Raw genomic sequence first — 17,200 nt, forward strand, 5'->3', positions numbered from 1 at the left:
GCCGCGGCCCGGCCGGTCTTCATCGCCGGGCGCGGCGCGACCGGCGCGCGCACCGAGCTCACCGACCTGGCGGCCGAGTGCGGGGCGCTGCTGGCCACCTCGGCCGCCGCGAAGGGCCTGTTCGCCGGCGACGAGTGGAACCTGGACGTGTCCGGCGGCTTCGCCACCCCGCTCGCCGCCGAACTGATCGCCGCGGCCGACGTGGTGGTGACCTGGGGCGCCTCGCTGAACATGTGGACCAGCCGCCACGGCGGCCTGGTCGCCGCGGACGCCACGGTGGTCCAGGTCGATCTCGACCCGGCCGCCGTCGGCGGACATCACCGTGCCGACCTGGGCGTCGTCGGCGACGCGAGGACCAGCGCCGTCGCGGTCCGCAGCGCGCTTGCCGGCCGCCGTTCCGGTTATCGCACCCCATCGGTACGGGCGAAGCTGGCCGCTCAGGGCCGGTGGCGGGACGTGGCGTACACCGACGACGGGGACGGCACCCGCATCGACCCGCGCACGGTCACGATCGCGCTGGACGACCTGTTGCCCGCCGAGCGGGTGGTGGCCGTGGACTCCGGCAACTTCATGGGTTACCCGTCGATGTTCCTGTCGGTGCCGGACCATCGCGGGTTCTGTTTCACCCAGGCGTTCCAGTCGGTCGGGCTGGGCCTGGCCAGCGCCCTCGGCGCGGCGCTGGCCGCGCCGGACCGGCTGCCGGTGGCGGCGTGCGGGGACGGCGGGTTCCTGATGGGCATCGCCGAACTGGAGACCATCCGCCGGCTCGGCCTGGGCATGCTGGTCGCGGTCTACAACGACGAGGCGTACGGCGCCGAGGTGCACCACTTCGGACCGGGCGGTCATCCGCTGTCCACGGTGGTGTTCCCGGAGACCGACCTGGCCGCGATCGCCCGTGGCTACGGCTGCGCGGCGGCGACCGTGCGGGCCCCGGCCGACCTGAACGCGGTGAAACAGTGGCTGGCCGGTCCCCGTGACGTCCCCATGGTCCTGGACATCAAGGTCACCTTCGGCCGCCCGTCCTGGTGGCTGGAGGAGGCCTTCCGGGGCCACTGATCCCGGCCGGAGCCCACACGCCGGTCGTCAGGCGGGGCCGTTGCGGTGCAGGCGGCGCAGAGCCAGGGCGACCTGCAGGCGTAACCGGCCCTGCGGTTCGCGGATGTCCCAGCCGAGCAGCGGGGCGGCATGGGTGAGGCGTTCCTGCAGGGTGGAGTGGTGCACGCGGAGCTGGGTTGCGGCCGCGCGCAGGCTGAGCGTCTCCGCCACGGCGTCCAGCGTGGCCAGGGCCCAGGGTGCGCAGGCTGCGACACGATCGAGAGCGCGGACGTCGGGGATCGGTTCGGTGCCCGGCCCGACCGTGGCGGCCAGCAGGGCCAGGCCGCCGAGCCGGTCGGCGTGCACGACCGTGGGGCCGGGATCCGCTTCGGTGCCAGTGGCGGTGAAGCGCAGGGCGATCCGGGCCGCGGTGTAGGAGGTGGGCAGGTCGGCGACCGGTCCGGCGGGTCCGATGCCGGCCCGCTGCACCGTGATCGTGGCGTCGAGTCCGTTGTCAGCCGCTGTTGTCCCGCCGGGTCTGCCAGCGGCGTGCTGGAGTGGTCCGACGGACGTCATTCGGCCGGTGTCGGTCTCGACTGGATGCCCGATCCGGCGGTTTCCTGCGGCGAGCAGGGCGGGTGGGGCGCCGGCGTACGCGATCGCTCGTACCTGATCCGACGGTTTGAGGCCGAGCCGGGCTGCGGCCGTGAGCCGGAGGTGTTCCGGGGCGGCGGCGTCGAGCGTCAGCTCGACCGACGCCGGGTCGGCCGGCGGGATCTGCCGCCGGGTGCGTTCGAGGACGGCGCGGGCGGCGCCGGCGGCCCGTTCCAGGACCATCGCGTCGACGGGACCGGGCGGTCCGGGACGTTCCAGCCAGAGGACCGCCTGGTCCGCCACGCCGACCGACATCCAGGACGGGTCCGGCGGGCCGGCGGTGGCGTCGGTGCCGTCCGGCTGGACCCGCAACTGGATGCGCCGGGCGTCGTCGGTCAGCCGGGCCGGGCAGCCGGCCAGCACGGCTGCGCCCCGGACGATGGTCTGCAGCCCGGCGCGGCCCTCGGCCAGCCGGTCGAAGTAGGCGATGACGCGCAGCGCCGCCCCGGCGTCGGGGTCGAGCGCGGCGAGCCGGACGGCGAGGTCTTTCACCGGTTCATCCTGCCTCCCCGTCGCGGCCCGCGGCTATGCCCCGAACGGCCCGCGGCCTGCGACTATGCCCCGAGCAGCCGGCGCAGCCACCGCACCCGGGCCGCGCGGGCCTCCTGCGACACCGCCGCCTGCGGCACCATCATGTCGAAGCCGTGGAAACCGCCCGGCCAGACGTGCAGCTCGGCCTGCCCGCCGGCCTGCCAGATCCGGCTGGCGTAGGTGACGTCCTCGTCGCGGAAGGTCTCCGCCGAGCCGACGTCGATGAACGCCGGCGGCAGCCCGGACAGGTCGGTCGCGCGGGCCGGCGCTGCGTAGGGCGAGACGTCCGGTCCGCCGCGGGCGGCGCCGAGCAGGGCGGTCCAGCCGGTGTCGTTGGAGGTGCGGTCCCAGACGCCGAGCCCGGCCATCTGCACCGCGGACGGGGTGTCGTTGCGGTCGTCGATCATCGGGCAGAGCAGCATCTGCCCGGCCAGCGCCGGCCCGCCCCGGTCGCGGGCCAGCAGGGCCAGCGCCGCGGCCAGCCCGCCGCCGGCGCTGGCGCCCGCCACGATCAGATGGTGCGGGTCGATGCCGAGTTCGGCGGCGTGCTCAGCGGTCCACACCAGGCCGGCGTAGCAGTCCTCGACCGGGGCGGGGTGCGGGTGTTCGGGGGCGAGCCGGTACTCGACCGAGACGATGACCGCCGGCACCTCGGTGGCCCAGTCCTGCAGCACGTCGACGCCGCTGCGGTTGTTGCCGACGATCATGCCGCCGCCATGGGTGTGGTAGATCCCGGGCAGGGTGGTGCGGGCCCCGGCCGGGGTGAGGATGAGCAGCTCGATCTCGGGGGCGCCGGCCGGCCCGGGCACCGTGCGCCGGGCGACGGTGAAGGCGCCGCCGCGGGCCAGGTCCTCGTCGGTGGGGTCGGCGAGCAGCGACCCGGAACGCATCGGCTGGATCATGTCGGCGGTCAGTGAGGGTGGCAGGGACTCGCCGACCACGCTGAGCGCGGCGGCCAGCTCGGGGTCGAAGGGCGGGGGCGGGCTTACGGTCGTCATGCGGGACCTCCGAACGGGCTGTGTGACCGCGATCACTTCATTGTGGTGATCGAGTCCGGCCCGACGCCCCGCCGCGCGGCGGAAGCTTCCCGCCATCTGGCGGGGCATCCATCTAGGTTCCTAGGATGCGCTAGAGGGTGTGTGGATTTCGGACCCGGTACGAGCCCGAAATCCACACGGCCGATCAGTGCGCGGCGAGGGTGCCGCTGATCTCGTTCGGGGTGGCGTCGAGGGTGGCCGAGCCGACGACCTGGCCGCTGCTCAGGTCGAGGCGGTGCACCTTCTTGGTGGCCGGTTCGGTGATGTAGGCGTCGTCGCCGCGGACGAACAGCGCCGGGCGCGGCTGCTGCCAGTCCACCGGCTCCTGCCAGGCGCCGACGACCGGCCAGGAGTTGACCAGCTTGCCGGCCTGCGGGTCGACGACGTGCAGCTTGCCGTCGGTGCCGAGGATCAGGCCCTCACCCTTGGGGCCGCGGCCCAGCGACCGGAAGCTGTAGCTGACGCCCTGCGGCATCGGCACCACCTTGAGCGTGTTCGCCGCGGTGTCGATCAGCGAGAAGTTCGAGGGGAACTCGCGCTCGGCGTCCGGGTCGATCTTGTAGTCGCCGAGCAGGACGGGGGAGGCGTCGGTGCCGGCCTGGGTGCCCACGGCGCTGTACGCCCGGTCGCCCTTGACCTTGACGAAGGCGCCGTTCTTGAACAGCAGCACGCCGTCCTTGCAGCCGAGGCCGACGACCTCGCCCTGGGCGACGGCCTCGCCGTGCACGCCGGGGCACTGCTCGCTGCGGGCGATCTCCTTGCCGTCCCTGTCCAGGGCGATCGCGCCGGGCCGGTCCTCCTCGGTGCCGAGGGTGACGATCATGGTGCCGTCCTTGAGTTCGACGGCGACGCCGTGGTGCGGCTGGGCGGTCTTGTACTGCCGGCCGGCGGGCTTGCCCTTGGCCAGGTCGGCCGGGTTGAAGCTGTTGACCTCGCCGGTGCCGTCGGTGAACAGGATGGTCCGGTCGCCGTGCAGGACCACGTGGCCGGGTTTGGCGCCCAGGTAGCTGACGTCGGTCATCTTGCCGGCGCCCGCGTCGAGCATGCGGAAGCCCTCTTCGGTGGAGACGACGACGGTGCGGTCGTCGCCGGCCGGGTTGACCCGGTTGAAGCCGCCGAGCGCGACGGTGTGGGCCACCTTGAGGGTTTCGCCGTCGAGGACGGCGATGCCGCCTTCGTGGGTGATGGCCAGGGGGTCCTTGACGGCCGGCGCGGTGGCGGCGGCGTTCTCGGTGTCGGGGTTGTCGGCGCAGGCGGTGAGGGCGAGTGAGGCGGTCGCCAGGGCGGCGAGGGTGCGGATGGTTCGTCGGGTCACGACAGTCTCCCCAGATTTGATAACGAAAACCGTTTTCATTAAGGACCGTACAGGGGCCCGTGCGGGCCGTTGCAGCGGGGGTCAGGAGGCGAGGGCGCCGAGGATCGCGTCGGTGTTGAACCGCATCATGGCCAGGTAACTCGCGGCCTCGCCGTCGGCGGCGCTGAGCGACTCGGAGTAGAGCGCGACGACGCGTACGTCGAGGCCGGCCTCGGCGGCGAGCACCTCGGCGAGCCGGGCCGGCTGGGAGGTGTCGGCGAAGATCGCCGGCGCCCGGTGAGTGCGGACCGCGGTGGCCAGCTCGGCGAGGTCGGCGGCGCTCGGTGAGGCCAGCGTGGTGCCGCTCGGGATGATCGTGCCGATGACCCGCAGGCCGTAGCGGTCGGCCAGGTAGCCGAAGACGTGGTGGTTGGTCACCAGGACCCGGCGCGACGCCGGGATCGCGGCGAAGCGCCGCTCCAGTTCGGCGTCCAGCTCGCCGACCTCACCGGCGTAGGCCTGCGCCCGCTGCCGCACGGCTGCCGCGTCCACCCCGTCGACGTGTTCGGCGATCTGGTCGGCGAGCAGTTCGACGGCGGCGACCACGCGGGCCGGGTCGGTCCAGAAGTGTGGGTCGGGCAGGCCGGCGGCGTCGCCGTCGCGGTATTCCATCGGTGCGACGCGGGCGCCCACCTCGAGGGTGGGGACGCCTTCGGAGCGGGCCGCCTCGACGTGGCGCAGCACGCCCTCCTCCAGTCCGAGTCCGTTGTAGACGACCAGGTCGGCGGTCTGCATGGTGTGCGCCTCGCGGGCCGAGACGGCGAAGGAGTGCGGGTCGGCGTCGGGTTTCATCAGCACGCTGACCCGGGCCTGGTCGCCGGTGATCTCGGTGACGATGTCCCCGAGGATGTTCGTGGTAACCACGATGGTCGCCCGGTCGGGCGAGGTGCAGGCAACCGTGCCGGTCAGCAGGGCGGCGGTGGCGGCCAGCGCCGCGAGCAGCCGGCGCGTCATCGGCCGAGCTCCACCATGAGGTCGGGTTGTTCGGTGGCCGGCAGGGTGCGGGCGGTGCGCAGCCCGTCCCGGTAGTCGATCTCGTGGATCACCCGGGCGGCGGGTTCGGGTAGGTAGGCGCGGTTGATGTCGAGGGTGAGGCCGGCCGCGCGCAGTGGTTTCTCGGCGAGGATCCTGCCGGTCTCCAGGTCGTAGCTGAGCAGGGTGCCGGAGCGGTCGAGGGCGAGCACGGTCGTGCCGTCGGCCGGGGAGGCGGCGGCCACGATCCGGCGGCCGGCGGCGGGCAGGTGCCGCACGGTGGCCTGGGAGGCGTGCACCGACAGGATGCCGGTGCGGCCGGCCGCGGCCGCCTCGTTGCTGCGCGGGCGGTAGCCGAAGTGGCCGGGCACGTCCGGTGCGGGCAGGGCCTTTGCGGTCAGGCGGTCGTTGTCCAGCTTCACCCGTACCAGATGGTTGTCGCAGGCGATGATCGCGCCGGCGCGCAGGGTGACCCAGGCGCCCGGTGTGGGGCACGGCGCCCGCAGGGCGCCGGTCTCGCGGCCGTCGGCGTCCATCGCGACGATGCGGTCGGCGGGCTTGGTGGGATCGTCGCCGGCGGCGACGAGCAGGCCGTCGGCGTACGGTACGGCCAGCGCCGTGGCGCTGCGGCTGTCGATCTCGGTCAGCTTGACGATCGCGCCTGACTCCAGCTCACGCCGGTCGAGCACGGTGATCGTCCCGTCGGCGGTGCCGACGGTGGTGTGGGCGCCGAAGCCGGCGACCGTGGTGATCGTCGCGTCGGCGGTGAGCACTCCCAGCGAGCGGGCCGGCGCCCGGTAGTAGTGCACGTGGTCGGTGTGGTCGACGGTCCACACCCCGGTGTCGACGATCTCGAGGCGGCGGTCGCCGTCGTGGACGTAGACGAAGCGGCCGTCCTCGCTGATGGTGCGGGCGCTGACGGTGAGGTCGATCGGTTTCTGCGAGCCGGTGGCCAGGTCGAGCAGGTGCAGCCGGCGGCCGTCGCGGGCGGCGTAGGCGATGGTGGTCTGCGCCTCGGGCAACTCCTCGGCGCCGGCGACGTAGCCGTGCGGGACGTCCTCGGGTTCGTCCGGCGTGCCGCAGGCGAGCAGCGTGAGGCTGAGCAGCGCCGCGCCGGCCAGGCGCCGGGTTCGGGTGGTGGTCACGGGTGTCCTTTCAGGCGGGGGTGGGTGTGAGCCGTCGTGCGCCGAGCACGACGAAGAAGATCGCGACGGCGACCGCGGCGATGGTGGCGCCGGCGGCGGTGGCCGCGTGCCAGGAGATCCACAGGCCGGCGACGGTGGCGGCCGCGCCGAACGCGAAGGCGGCGGCCATCACGGCGGGCACCCGGCGGGCGACCAGCAGTGCCGTGGCGGAGGGGGCGATGAGCATGCCGAAGGCGAGCAGGGTGCCCACGACGCTGAAGGCGACCGCCATGGTGAGGGTGAGCAGGGCCAGCATCACCGCGTTGGCGAGGTCGGGGCGCAGGCCGAGGGTGCGGGCCTTGCGCGGGTCGAAGGTGAGCGCCAGGAACGGCCGGTAGCAGATCGCGGAGGTGACGGCGATGACCGCGACGGCGGCGCCGAGCAGCAGCAGGTCGGCCCGGCCGATGGCGAGCACGTCGCCGAAGAGGAAGGCGGTGAGGTCGGTGGCGAACGAGCGGGAGTGCGACACGATGATGACGCCGGCCGAGAGCATGCCGACGAAGAGCAGCCCGATGCTGGTGTCGCGGCCGAACTCGCGGTGGTGCCGCAGGGCGTTGACCCCGGCCGCCATGGCGAAGGCGCTGGCGGCGGCCCCGGTGACGAGGTTGCCGCCGAGGAGGGAGGCGATCGCGACGCCGGGCAGCATGCCGTGGCTCATCGCCTCGCCGAGGAAGGTCATGCCGCGCGAGATCACCCAGACGCCGACCAGGGCGCAGGCAGCGGCCAGCAGCACACCGCCGATCAGGGCGCGGACGACGAAGGACACGGTGAACGGTTCGAGCAGCACCCGGCCGAATATACCGGTAATGAAAACGGTTATCGTTACTGGATGTTGACCGCTGAACAACTGGGCTTCCGCTACGCCGGGGTGCCCGTCCTGCGTGGCGTGGACCTGCACGTCGGCGCCGCGAGCATGGTGGCGGTGACCGGCCCGAACGGCTGCGGCAAGAGCACCCTGCTGCACCTGCTGGCCGGCGTCGAGACACCGGCCGAGGGCGCCGTGCGGCACCCGGCCGGCACCCGGCTGTCCCTGCTGCCGCAGCGCACCCCGGACATCGACGGGCTGCCGCTGACCGTCGCCGAGTGCGTCCGGATCGGACGGTTCACCCCGCGCCGGCGCCTCGGCCGCCACGACCGGGCCGCGGTGACCGAGATCATGGAACGGCTCGACCTCGCCCACCTGGCCCGCCGCCGGCTGCGGGAGCTCTCCGGCGGCCAGCGGCAGCGCACCCTGATCGCCCAGGCGCTGGTCCAGCAGGCCGACGTCTACCTGCTGGACGAGCCGACCGCGGCCCTCGACGCGGCCAGCCGCGCCCGCGTGCACGAGCTGCTCGGCGAGCGGGTGCGTGCCGGCGCCGCGATGGTGGTGGCCAGCCACGACGCCGGGGAGGCGGCGCTGGCCGGCGCGATCGTGACGCTGGCGAGCCCGCTATGATCCGGCCGAGGTGATCAGAATCGACCAGCCACGCTTCGTGCTCTTCCCGGGGCGCCACCATCTGCTGACCCGCTTCCAGGCGGAGTACCTGAGCGGGCTGGGCGCGGCCACCATCGTCTGGGCGGTCACCTCGGCGAACCACGAGAACACCCGGCGCAACCCGGTCGCCTACCACCGGCGCGAAGCCGCGATCGAGCGGTTCAGCCTGCTCAGCGGCCTGCGCTCGCTGGTCGTGCCGATCTTCGACACCGCGCCGACGGACGCGTTCGCCGAGGTCACCCTCAAGAGCATCGCGGTCGCCACCGGCATCGAACTGACCCCGAGCGACACCGTGGTCGCCTGCTCCACGCCGGAGGTCGCCAAGCTCTACGAAGGGCTCGGCTTCGCCATCGCCGAGGTCGAGGCCGATCCGAAACTGACGGTCTCGCCGCAGCGCCCGTGGGACGTGCTGCTGCGCCTGGCGGCCGGCGACGAGTCGTGGCGCGAGCTGGCGCACCCGGCCACCGTCGATGTCTACGAGCGTTACCGGCTGACCGACACGGTGCGCACCGTGGTCAACGACCCGCTCGTCGGCGACGAGGGCGGGCTCACCGCCACCCGCGACTACCGCACCTACGTGGAGGCGTTCGCCGACGCCGCCACCCGCAAGTGGGCGGCGGTGCGCCGGCACGTGCGGCCGGGCCGGATCGTGGACATCGGCTGCGGCGCCGGCGCGGTCCTGGAGCTGGCCGACCGTGAGCCCGGGCTGCACGAGAGCGACCTGATCGGCGTCGAGGTCGCCCGCCACCTCTACTCCGAGTGCCTGCACAAGAAGGCGCAGGGCGTCTTCCGCAACGCCAACGTGTACTTCTACCAGCGCAACGTGCTCGGCGGCGCGATCTTCGCGGACCGCTCGGTGGACACCACGCTCACCTTCGCGCTGACCCACGAGATCTGGTCCTACGGCCGGCAGCGTGAGTCGCTGCTGCAGTTCGCCCGCCGCATCTTCGCGCACACCGCGCCCGGCGGCGTCTGGATCAACAGCGACGTGTGCGGCCCGGACGAGCGCCGCCGCGAGGTGCTGCTGCGGCTGTCCACCACCGACGGCGCCAACCCCGCATCGGCCCGGCCTGATCTCGCCACCTGCTCGTCCGGGCAGATCAAGACGTACGTGCAGAGCCTGTCCACGCGCGCCCGGCTGGACCAGTTCGCGCTCGACTTCGCGTTCCCGTGCGACTTCACGGCGGTCGGCGAGGACACGGTGCGCATCGAGCTGGGCGCCGCGATGGACTTCCTGACCCGCAAGGACTACGTCGACAACTGGCTGTCGGAGACCCGCGAGCAGTTCTGCGGGCTGTCGTTCGCCGAATGGTCAGCGCTGCTCACCGAGGTCGGCTTCGAGCTGGATGCGGCCTCGGCGCCGATCCGCAACGACTGGATCGTCGAGAACCGGATCGCCCCGGTCGCCGCCCTGGCCGACCTCGACGGCCGCCCGCTCGACTGGCCCACCACCCACCTGCTGGTCGTGGCCCGCCGCCCGCACCACAGCTGATTTACCACATGGGGAAACCCGCCCAGGGTTAGCGCTCACAATTTTGCTGGGAGCGGTCCCCCGAGCGACCGGCCCGGGGGACCGGATCATCTGAGCCACCGCCGACGATCAGCTGATTGACGCTGGTCCATGGGAGTGCCTACGGTCCGGGGCAGCACTCGTATCCGGGCCGATTCCGATCGCGGAACCGACCGTCCCCGGCAACGCTCACTCACCGCCGGGGCCAGCACCCCGAGATCCGTCCGCCACGCCGGCGGCGGCGTGGCGCCTCGCCTATGGGACGAGACCATGAAGGCACTGATACGCGCGGGCACCGTTCTGCTCATGATGATCACCGTCGGGGTGCTGGGCGCCCCGACGTCGCAGGCCGGAGGCAGACCCAGCATCACCAAGGAGGCCTTCGGCAGCGCCGGCGGCCAGAGCGTCGAGCGCTACACCCTGACCAACGGCCGGCTGCGGGTCCGGATCCTGACCTACGGCGGCATCCTGCAGACCGTCGAGACCCCCGACCGCCAGGGCCGGCTCGCCAACGTGACGCTCGGCTTCGCTGACCTCGCCGGCTACCTCGACAGCGACAACGCGCCCTACTTCGGGGCGATCATCGGCCGGTACGGCAACCGGATCGCGAACGGCACGTTCGTGCTCGACGGGGTCACCTACCGGCTGGCCAACAACAACGCGCCCAACCACCTGCACGGCGGCACCGTCGGCTTCGACAAGCGGGTCTGGGCCGCCACCGCGCTCACCGGGCGCGACTCGGTCGGGCTGCGGCTGACCTACACCAGCCCGCACCTCGAGGAAGGCTACCCGGGCACCCTGCGCACCACGGTCACCTACACGGTCACCGACGAGCAGGAGATCCGGATCGACTACCACGCCACCACCGACCGGGCCACCATCGTCAACCTGACCAACCACGCCTACTGGAACCTCGGCGGCGAGGGCACCGGCACCATCGACGACCACCTGCTGCAGATCGACGCCCGGCGTTACACGCCGGTCGACGCCACGCTCATCCCGACCGGCGCGATCGACGCGGTGGCCGGCACCCCGATGGACTTCACCCGGGCCACGCCGATCGGCGCGCGCAACCGCAGCGACTTCCAGCAGATCGTGTACGGGCGCGGCTACGACCACAACTGGGTGCTCGACCCGCGGCGGGGACTGCGCTTCGCCGCCCGGGCCAGCGACCCGGACAGCGGCCGGCGGATCAGCATCTGGACCACCGAGCCCGGACTGCAGTTCTACGGCGGGAACTTCCTCGACGGCACCCTGTACGGCACCAGCGGCCGGGCCTACCGCCAGGGCGACGGTTTCGCCCTGGAGACCCAGCACTACCCCGATTCTCCGAACCACCCGAACTTCCCGTCGACCGTGCTGCGCCCCGGGGACGACTACCGGAGCACCACGGTCTACCGGTTCGGCGTGACGCGCTGAGAGGCATCCATGTCCAGAATTCATCCGAAGGTCGAGCAGGCCGTCTCCACGCTGGACCTCAATCCGGTGTCACGGCGGCGGCTGCTCTCCGGGACCGGCCTGTTCAGCGCGTCGCTGGCGGCGGGCGCCCTGCTGAGCGCCTGCTCACCGCAGCAGGACGACGAGTCGACCGGGGGCGCCGGGAACTTCCCGGAGACCCCGAAATGGAAGTTCACCTTCGTCAACCACGTGACCACCAACCCGTTCTTCACCCCCACCCAGTACGGGATGGAGGACGCGGCCACCCTGCTCGGCCTCGAGAAGCCGCAGTGGACCGGCTCGCAGAACTCGATCGTCGCCGAGATGGTCAACGCCACCAACACCGCGGTCAGCGCGAAGGTCGACGGGATCGCGATCGCCGTGGTCGACAAGGACGCGTTCAACGGCCCGGTCAACCAGGCCCTCGACGCCGGGATCCCGGTGGTGTCCTACAACGCCGACGGGGCGCGCGGCGACCCGGGCACCAACCGGCTGGCCTACATCGGGCAGGGCCTGTACGAGTCCGGGTACGCGCTCGGGCAGCGGGCCCTGCAGCAGGTGGAGTCCGGTGAGGTGGTGGGGTTCATCGCCACCCCCGGCGCGCTCAACATCCAGCCGCGCATCGACGGGGCGCAGCAGGCGTTCAAGGACTCCGGCAAGTCGATCACCTTCACCGCGGTGGCCACGAACGCCGACGTCACCCGCGGTTTGTCGATCATCGACGCGTACGCGCAGGGCCACCAGAACCTGGCCGGCATGCTCGCCGTCGACGCCGGCTCCACCTCCTCGGTCGGGCAGGTGGTCAAGAAGTACGACATGCGCGGCAAGAGCCTGAAGGTGGCCGGTGGCTTCGACCTGATCCCGGAGACTTTGACCGGCATCCAGGAGGGCAGCCTCGACTACACCATCGACCAGCAGCCGTACCTGCAAGGGTTCCTGCCGGTCGTCTACCTCTACCTGTACAAGCTGTCCGGCGGGCTGATGGCGCCCAGCGAGACCAACACCGGGCTGCTGTTCGTCACCAAGGAGAACGTCGGGCCGTACCAGAGCACCAAGACCCGCTATCAGGGCTCGGCGACCGACCAGGTCCTCGTACCCCGCTCCGGGCCGATTCCCCATGGCTGAACCGGCCGTGGCCGAGGTGAGGGCCGGCCGGCGCGGGCCGGCCCTCACCGTGGGCCGTCGCGTCCTGGACGGGTTCCTGCGCCGCCGGGAGGCGAGCGTGCTGCTCGTCGCGCTCGGCCTGATGATCTACTTCCGGTGGGCCAGCCCGGCCTTCCTCACCCGCAACAACCTGATCAACATCGCGCAGGCCACCGCCCCGGTCGCGATCGTCGCGGTCGGCATCGTGCTGCTGCTGGTCAGCGGCGAGATCGACCTGTCGGTCGGGATCGTGGCCGCGCTCGCCCCGTTCCTGCTGCACTTCGCCGTCGACTTCTACGGCCAGCCGGTCCTGCTCGGGCTGGTCGGGGCGCTGCTGATCTCGGCGGGCATCGGCCTGTTCAACGGCCTGGTCGTCACCAAGCTGAAAGTGCCCTCGTTCGTCACCACCCTCGGCACCTTCTTCGCCGTGCAGGGCATCCTGCTGATCACCTCGCACGCCTACCCGGTGCCGATCCCGGAACCGGCCAAGGGCACCTGGCAGACCTGGCTCGGCGCCGGGCCGTGGGCGAGCATCAGCTGGGCGATCCTGATCGTGGCGGTCTTCCACGTGATCCTCACCCGGACCCGGTGGGGCCTGCACACCATCTCGGTCGGCGGCAACCCGGTGGGCGCCACCGAGGCCGGCATCCGCGCCTCCCGCATCAAGATCGGCAACTTCATGGTGACCAGCACACTGGGCGGCCTGGTCGGCATCATGGAGGCGTTCCGGATCAACACCATCGACCCGAACATCGGCGGCGGCACCACGCTGACCTTCTACGCCATCTCGGCGGCGGTCATCGGCGGCACCGCCCTGGCCGGCGGCTCCGGCACCATCGTCGGCGCGTTCCTCGGCGCCCTGGTCCTCGCCGAGCTGCAGAACGGCTTCAACCTGATCGGCTACAGCGCCAACACCATCTACCTGATCCTCGGCCTCGCCATCCTGGTCTCGATGATCGCCAACCAGTACCTGTCGCGACTACGCCGAGCGGGGAGAAGCTGATGGCCGACGACGCGCTGCGCGTGCTCAACGTGGCGAAACGCTTCGGCGCGCTCACCGCCCTGCGCGACGTGAACCTGCACGTCGCCAAGGGCGAGGTGCTCGGCCTGATCGGCGACAACGGCGCCGGCAAATCCACCCTCATGAAGATCATCTGCGGTTTTCACCGGCCCGACTCCGGGCGCATCGTCGTCGACGGCGCCGACGTGGTGCTGCGCAGCGTCGACCACGCCCGCTCGCTCGGCATCGACACCGTCTACCAGGACCTGGCGCTGGTCAACGAGCTGTCGGTCTACCACAACATGTTCCTCAACCGGGAGCTGGTGCGCTGGCCGCTGCTGAACAACCGGGCCATGCGCCGCCTCGCCGAGCAGCACCTGCGCGACATGGGGGTGAACCTGCCGGACGTCACCGTCGAGGTCGCCAAACTCTCCGGCGGCCAGCGCCAGGCCATCGCGGTCGCCCGCTCGGTCTACTCCGACGCGAGGATCCTGCTGCTCGACGAACCCCTCGCGGCGATGGGCGCCAAGGAGGGCACGCTGATCCTCGACCTGATCCGCGACCTGAAACAGCGTGGCCAGGTGTCGGTCATCATCATCGCCCACAACTACGCCCAGGTCCTCGACGTGTGCGACCGGGTGAACCTGCTGCAGCGCGGCGAGATCACCTTCGACAAGCGGGCCACCGACACCTCCCTGGAGGAACTGACCGAACTGGTCGTCGCCGAATACCGCAACTCCCGGCACCGCCCGCGCGGCCCGGCCTGAGATCGCGTCGTCACCGTCGCCAACGGCTACGATGAACGAGCTTCGGGCCGCACCGCCGAAGACCAGAGGCCCCCCGCAGCGGTTTCGGTTTGCCTGCGACGCCTACGCGACCATGCCGGGAGCCGGTTGATGTCGAGTGCTGTGGACGGTGGGCGTGGGGCCGATGACGACTTCTTCGCCGACGGCCAGGAGACCGAGGCCGCGCTGAGAGAGCGGGCCCAGGCCCCGGTCACGGCCGATGCCGTCCGGGCCTACCTGCGCGAGATCGGCCGGGTGCCGCTGCTCACCGCCGAACAGGAAGTCGGCATCGCCAAACGCATCGAGGCGGGTGTGTACGCCCGGGAGCTGGTGCGTGCCCACGACGAGGCGGAGAAGCCGCAATCCGACAGCCGGCTGCGAGAGCTGCGATGGGTGTGCCGCGACGGGGACCGGGCGAAGGCTCATCTGCTGGAGGCCAACCTGCGTCTGGTGGTCAGCATCGCCAAGCGCTACGCCGGGCGCAACATGCCGTTCCTGGATCTCATCCAGGAGGGCAACGTCGGCCTGATCCGTGCCGTCGAGAAGTTCGACTACGCCAAGGGCTACAAGTTCTCCACCTACGCCACCTGGTGGATCCGGCAGGCGATCAGCCGGGCCACGGCGGACCAGGCCCGCACCATCCGCATCCCGGTGCACATGATCGAGGTGATCAACAAGCTCACCCGGCTGCGCCGGGACCTGCTTCAGCAGCACGGCCGCGAGGCCACGGTGGCGGAACTGGCCAGGGAACTCGACGTCTCCCCGGAGCGGGTGCTGGAGATCGAGCAGTACGCACGCGAGCCGATCTCCCTGGATCAGACCTTCGGCTCGGAGGGCGAGGCGCACATCGGTGACTTCATCGAGGACACCGACGCGGTCGTGGCCCTCGACGCGGTCAGCTTCACCCTGCTGCAGGACCAGCTCGACGCGGTCCTGGCGACTCTCACCGACCGGGAGGCCGGGATCGTCCGGCTGCGCTTCGGGCTGTGCGACGGCACACCGCACACGCTGGACGAGATCGGCAAGGTCTACGGCGTCACCCGGGAACGGATCCGGCAGATCGAATCGCGGACGATGTCGAAGCTGCGACACCCCGCACGATCGCAGTCACTGCGCGACTTCCTCACCTGAGCCGGCCCGCTGACGGCGCACCGCCGGCTCCCCCGGCCGGGGGAGCCGGCTGGCCCGGCGGAGGGATCCGCCCGCCCCGCTCGCGCGGCGATGCTCGATCACGTCGAGTTCCACCGCGGGATCGAGGAGTGTCATGGTCGCTTTGATGGTGCGCTGGCCGTCGTGGGCCGGGTATGCGGCAGCCGGCTGGTCCCTGCTGTACGGCCTGCTCGGGTGGTACTGGACGGCCGGCGGCCGGGGCTTCCCGTTCGGCCCCGTCCACGAGGACCGGGCGTCGGGATCGATCCTGGAGGGCAGCCCCGCCGAGATCGTCGCGCCGGTCATGGCGGTGCTCGGGCTGCTCGGCGCGGTCGCCGCCCTGGCCATGGCCCGCGGGCGAGGATCCGGCCGGGCCGCCACGGCGCTGATCGCGGCCGGCTGGATCAGCGCGGCGGCGCTGACCCTGCTCATCCCCGACTACACGATGATCGCCCTGGTGGCGTTCGCGCCGCTGCTGCTGGTGTTCACCTTCACCGGGGTGCCGGGCGAGCAGGAGGGCATCGGCGACATCCTCTACTGGCACCGCGTCAACCTGATCATCATTTTCGTCGGTGGTCTGCTCTGGGCCGCGACCACCGTGGCCTATCAGCGCCGGGTGCGCGGCGGCTGCGGCAACTGCGGCCGGCGGCACGGCGCGGTCGGCGCAGGCCCGACCCGGGCGGCGCTGCTGCGGTGGGGCCGCATCGCGGTCGTGGTCGCCGTGCTGGCGCCGCTGCCCTACGAGATCACCAGAGTGGCCTGGTTCCTCGGCCATCCACTCGGCATCAGCCCCGACTTCCTGCGGCTGATGCAGGACACGCCCGGCATGCTCGGCATCGGACTGGGCTGCGCCGTCGCGTCCGCGGCCGGCGGCGTGCTCACCCACGGCCTGGTCAGCCGGTGGGGCGAGGTCTACCCCCGGTGGATCTGGTTCAAGCGCGGCCGCCCGGTGCCGCCGGCCCTCGCGATCATCCCGGCGTCGATCGTCGCCGTCTGCATCATCCCGGCCGGGCTGATGATGCTCTGGACCCCGGAAACCCGCACCAGCTGGGCGCTGTGGCTGCCCAGCGTCTTCTGGCTGGCCTGGGGCGCGGGCCTCGGCGCCGCCACCTACCTGTACCACCTGCGCCGGCGCGGCAGGTGCCGGCACTGCGGTCAGGGCGGCGCCCCGGCCACGCCCCAGGATCAGCTTGTGCGGGCGAGTTGAGGGTGTGCGCGTGACCTGCTGCTCGCGCCGGTCAGCCGGCCGCGCGCAGCAGGTCGAGCACGCCGAAGGCCGGCTGATACCCGAAGGCCGCCGTGGCGGCGCGGGAGTCGTAGACCCGGTCGAGCGAGCGCGGCAGTGCCCACCCGCGGTCCCGGAACGCCGCCGCCACCGCGGGCAGCCGCTCGGCGATCAGCGCCGCCGCGTTGCGGTGCACGGCGGCGCAGTCCGCCCGGCGAAACGGGTAGCGCCCGGCGATGGTGAACGTGCCGGTCACCGTGCCGTGCTCGGCGGCGGCGCGGGCGGCCGCCGCCACGTCGGACAGTCCCACCCCGCGGTGCAGCAGGTGCACGGCCCGCACCGGCAGCGGCTCCGGGAAACAGCGGGCGATGCGCAGCACGACCGCCGGCACCGGCCCGGCAGCGACCAGCTCCTCGGCGGCCAGTTTGGTCTCGTCGTAGATGTCGCGGGGCCGCGGCCGCAGACTCTCGTCGACCCAGACCGCGCGGTCGGTGGGGACCAGGGCGTGGCCGTACACGCTGGTGCTGCTGATGTAGACGACGCGCCGCACCCCGGCCCGCGCGGCCTCCGCGGCCAGCGCGCCGGTGAGCTCGACGTTGACCGCGCGGAACTCGTCGTCGCTGACCCGCCCGACGTGCGGGGCGTGCAGCGCCGCGGCGTGCACAGGACGAACGAGGCGGGCTCGGTTTCCTTCTCCAGGACGAGCACCC

Annotated in this window: 15 protein-coding genes and 1 pseudogene; 9 read left to right on the forward strand and 7 right to left on the reverse strand. The window is 72.1% G+C overall.

The genetic code is table 11. The annotated features are described in order from the left end of the window. On the forward strand, positions 1-1,056 hold a 1,056-nt coding region (locus AB0F81_RS44560), incomplete at its 5' end, for a thiamine pyrophosphate-dependent enzyme (protein ID WP_360209133.1). A gap of 27 nt (positions 1,057-1,083) precedes the next feature. Here AB0F81_RS44560 and AB0F81_RS44565 read toward each other — a convergent pair. From AB0F81_RS44565 to aztB, 6 genes are all read right to left on the reverse strand, one after another. Continuing rightward, a complete protein-coding gene (locus AB0F81_RS44565) occupies positions 1,084-2,181 on the reverse strand; it encodes a helix-turn-helix domain-containing protein (RefSeq protein WP_360209136.1) in 1,098 nt (365 codons plus the stop codon). Positions 2,182-2,243: 62 nt separating this feature from the next. After that, complete coding sequence (locus AB0F81_RS44570) at positions 2,244-3,218, reverse strand: alpha/beta hydrolase (RefSeq protein WP_360209139.1); 975 nt, start codon at positions 3,216-3,218, stop codon at positions 2,244-2,246. Positions 3,219-3,402: 184 nt separating this feature from the next. Beyond that, a complete protein-coding gene (aztD, locus tag AB0F81_RS44575) occupies positions 3,403-4,572 on the reverse strand; it encodes a zinc metallochaperone AztD (protein WP_360209142.1) in 1,170 nt (389 codons plus the stop codon). 81 nt (positions 4,573-4,653) lie between these two features. Further along, a complete protein-coding gene (gene aztC / locus AB0F81_RS44580) occupies positions 4,654-5,565 on the reverse strand; it encodes a zinc ABC transporter substrate-binding protein AztC (RefSeq protein ID WP_360209145.1) in 912 nt (303 codons plus the stop codon). Next, positions 5,562-6,728: a hypothetical protein gene (locus AB0F81_RS44585; RefSeq protein ID WP_360209148.1), complete on the reverse strand. Its 1,167-nt coding sequence runs from the start codon at positions 6,726-6,728 to the stop codon at positions 5,562-5,564. The genes aztC and AB0F81_RS44585 overlap by 4 nt, the downstream gene beginning before the upstream one ends. A 10-nt stretch (positions 6,729-6,738) precedes the next feature. Then, a complete protein-coding gene (gene aztB, locus AB0F81_RS44590) occupies positions 6,739-7,554 on the reverse strand; it encodes a zinc ABC transporter permease AztB (protein ID WP_360209150.1) in 816 nt (271 codons plus the stop codon). 42 nt (positions 7,555-7,596) lie between these two features. Between aztB and aztA the strand changes: the two genes are divergently transcribed. From aztA to AB0F81_RS44630, 8 genes and pseudogenes are all read left to right on the forward strand, one after another. Beyond that, positions 7,597-8,202, forward strand: a complete 606-nt coding sequence (aztA, locus tag AB0F81_RS44595; RefSeq protein ID WP_360209153.1) for a zinc ABC transporter ATP-binding protein AztA — start codon at positions 7,597-7,599, stop codon at positions 8,200-8,202. Between the two features lie 10 nt (positions 8,203-8,212). After that, positions 8,213-9,733 (forward strand): class I SAM-dependent methyltransferase, encoded by a 1,521-nt coding sequence (locus AB0F81_RS44600; protein WP_360209156.1) that lies wholly within the window; start codon positions 8,213-8,215, stop codon positions 9,731-9,733. Between the two features lie 288 nt (positions 9,734-10,021). Beyond that, a complete protein-coding gene (locus tag AB0F81_RS44605; protein WP_360209158.1) occupies positions 10,022-11,170 on the forward strand; it encodes an aldose epimerase family protein in 1,149 nt (382 codons plus the stop codon). Positions 11,171-11,179: 9 nt separating this feature from the next. Beyond that, positions 11,180-12,313, forward strand: a complete 1,134-nt coding sequence (locus AB0F81_RS44610) for a sugar ABC transporter substrate-binding protein (protein WP_360209161.1) — start codon at positions 11,180-11,182, stop codon at positions 12,311-12,313. Beyond that, positions 12,306-13,334: an ABC transporter permease gene (locus AB0F81_RS44615; RefSeq protein WP_360209164.1), complete on the forward strand. Its 1,029-nt coding sequence runs from the start codon at positions 12,306-12,308 to the stop codon at positions 13,332-13,334. Before AB0F81_RS44610 ends, AB0F81_RS44615 begins: the two co-directional genes overlap by 8 nt. Next, positions 13,334-14,098 carry an ATP-binding cassette domain-containing protein gene (locus tag AB0F81_RS44620; RefSeq protein ID WP_360209166.1) on the forward strand — a complete coding sequence of 255 codons (765 nt, stop codon included), beginning with the start codon at positions 13,334-13,336 and terminating at the stop codon, positions 14,096-14,098. The genes AB0F81_RS44615 and AB0F81_RS44620 overlap by 1 nt, the downstream gene beginning before the upstream one ends. 159 nt (positions 14,099-14,257) lie before the next feature. Continuing rightward, a pseudogene (locus AB0F81_RS44625) lies at positions 14,258-15,247 on the forward strand (RNA polymerase sigma factor); the annotation flags it as partial. Between the two features lie 133 nt (positions 15,248-15,380). Then, positions 15,381-16,472, forward strand: coding sequence for an NYN domain-containing protein (locus tag AB0F81_RS44630; protein WP_360209169.1), 1,092 nt, complete (start codon positions 15,381-15,383; stop codon positions 16,470-16,472). Between the two features lie 31 nt (positions 16,473-16,503). Here the strand turns inward: AB0F81_RS44630 and AB0F81_RS44635 are convergent. Continuing rightward, a partial coding sequence (locus AB0F81_RS44635) for an NAD-dependent epimerase/dehydratase family protein (protein WP_360209172.1) occupies positions 16,504-17,200 on the reverse strand: 697 nt, incomplete at its 5' end.

It is taken from the genome of Actinoplanes sp. NPDC024001 (assembly GCF_040638955.1).
Taxonomy (GTDB): domain Bacteria; phylum Actinomycetota; class Actinomycetes; order Mycobacteriales; family Micromonosporaceae; genus Actinoplanes.